Below are 1,970 nucleotides of genomic sequence, written 5' to 3'. Positions count from 1 at the left end.
GGCGATGGCCGAGGCGGGTGGCCTGTTCTCGCCCATGGCGATCGCCCTCGCCGAGGCCGGGGAGGCCAGCGGCCGTCTGGGCTCCACCCTCGCGCGGCTCGCCACCGCGCTGGAGCGGCAGGAGGCGCTGCGCCAGACCGTGCGCTCCGCCCTCGTCTATCCGGCCATGCTGATGGTGGTCGCCTTTGGCGTCATCCTGATCATGCTGCTGGTCGTCGTGCCCCAGTTCGAGACCCTGTTCGCCGATCTTGGCGGCAAGCTGCCGCCGATCACCGCGATCGTGGTCGGCATCAGCCGCTTCATCCGGGACTATGGTCTTCTGGCCCTGCTGGGCGGCATCGTGACCGCGGTCCTGGTCTGGCGCTGGCTGCGCCGGCCCGACATGCAGATGAAGCTCGACCGCCGGATCCTGAACGTGCCCCTGGCCGGCCGGCTGGTGGTCGAGGCGCAGACGGCGCGTTTCGCCCGCACCCTCGGCGCCCTCGTCGACAGCAATGTCGCGCTGCCGACCGCCCTCGGCATCGCCGCCCGGACCCTGTCCAACCGCCATATGGCGGCCTCGGTCGGGCGGGTCGCCTCGGGCCTGCACGAAGGCGCCGGACTGGCCGGGCCGCTGGCGGCGACGGGCATTTTCCCGCGCCTCGCCATCGGCTTCCTGCGTACCGGCGAGGAAACGGCGCAATTGGGGCCGATGCTGTTGCGCCTTGCCGATATTCTCGACCGCGAGGTCAATAACACGACCCAGCGGCTGATCACCCTGATGACGCCCTTGCTCACCGTCGTGCTCGGCATCGTCGTCGCCGGGGTGATCGCCGCCATCATGTCCGCCATTCTCGGCGTCAACGATCTGGCCATGCAATGACAATGCTCTCCAAGACTTCCTCCCGCCGCCGGCACGGCCAGCGCGGCTTCACCCTGATCGAACTTCTCGTCGTGCTGGCCATTCTCGGCCTGCTGGCGGCGGTGGTCGGGCCGCAGGTGCTGAAATATCTCGGCTCCTCGCGCACCCAGACGGCGCGGGTCCAGTTGCAGAACGTGACGGCCAGCCTCGAGCTCTATCGCCTCGATGTCGGCCGTTATCCGTCGCAGCAGGAAGGCCTCGCCGCCCTGATGGCGCCGCCCAAGACGGCGCCGGGCTGGAACGGCCCTTATCTTCGCCGGGCCGAGGCGCTGCGCGATCCCTGGGGCAATCCCTATCTCTACAAGATGCCGGGCGAGCACGGCGAAGTGGATGTCTTCACCCTCGGCAACGACGGCGCCCCGGGCGGCACGGGCGAGGCGCAGGATGTCGGCAACTGGTGAGAGCCCGTTTGGCCCCCCCGGACGGGTCGACCCGGCGAATGTCCGAACAGGCTCCGAGCGCGGCGCGACCCTGATCGAGGTGATGGTGGCCCTGGCCATCCTCGCTCTCGTGGGTGCCATGGCCTATCCCAACATGGACCGGGGCTTCGCCCAGATGCAGTTCCGCCGCGCGACCGAACAGCTTTCGGCCGACCTGCGCAGCGCGCGGGGCCTCGCCCTCACTTCCGGGCGGGCGGTGGCCGTGGCGCTGAACGGCGATGGCCAGGGCTATGATCCGGGAACGGGCGCGGTGCGCCGCGCGGTCGATGGCGTTCGCTTCTCCGGCAGTGCCCGCGTGGTCTTTTTCGCCGATGGCTCGACCACCGGCGGCATCATCGCCGTCGCCGGCACGAGGGGCAGCCGCCGGGCCGAGGTCATGGTCGATCCGGCGACCGGCGCCGTTGGCCTGCGGGGTCTCTAGATGTCGGGGCGGGACGGGCAGCGCGGTTTCGGCATGGTCGAAGTGCTGGTCGCTCTCGGCGTGCTCGGTCTCGGGCTCGGGCTTCTGTTCGGCGTCGTCGGTGACAGCGCGCTGCGCAGCCGGATCGGCGGCGATCGTCAGGCGGCGCTGCTGGTCGCCCAGGCCCAGATGGCGGCGGCCGGCACGCTTTTCGCGCTCGACGGGCGGG

General features: G+C 70.6%; 4 protein-coding genes. All 4 read left to right on the top strand.

The window, feature by feature from the left end:
• The coding region (locus WAZ62_RS10385) for a type II secretion system F family protein (protein ID WP_422643452.1) at window positions 1–862 on the top strand (862 nt) is incomplete at its 5' end.
• Between the two features lie 2 nt (window positions 863–864).
• Complete coding sequence (gspG, locus tag WAZ62_RS10380; protein ID WP_422643451.1) at window positions 865–1,302, top strand: type II secretion system major pseudopilin GspG; 438 nt, start codon at window positions 865–867, stop codon at window positions 1,300–1,302.
• Window positions 1,286–1,762, top strand: coding sequence for a GspH/FimT family pseudopilin (locus tag WAZ62_RS10375; protein WP_422643450.1), 477 nt, complete (start codon window positions 1,286–1,288; stop codon window positions 1,760–1,762). The genes gspG and WAZ62_RS10375 overlap by 17 nt, the downstream gene beginning before the upstream one ends.
• Window positions 1,763–1,970, top strand: a 208-nt coding sequence (locus WAZ62_RS10370) for a prepilin-type N-terminal cleavage/methylation domain-containing protein (protein ID WP_422643449.1), incomplete at its 3' end; no start/stop codon positions are given.

The sequence above is a fragment of the Zavarzinia sp. genome (genome assembly GCF_049306435.1).
Taxonomy (GTDB): Bacteria; Pseudomonadota; Alphaproteobacteria; order Zavarziniales; family Zavarziniaceae; genus Zavarzinia.
The sequence above is the reverse complement of the archived record's forward strand: the minus strand, read 5'-3'. Positions and strand labels throughout refer to the sequence as shown.

Coding starts and splice junctions, on each gene's coding strand:
- gspG (WP_422643451.1), top strand. CDS start 865: ATGCTCTCCAAGACTTCCTCCCGCCGCCGGCACGGCCAGCGCGGCTTC.
- WAZ62_RS10375 (WP_422643450.1), top strand. CDS start 1,286: ATGTCGGCAACTGGTGAGAGCCCGTTTGGCCCCCCCGGACGGGTCGAC.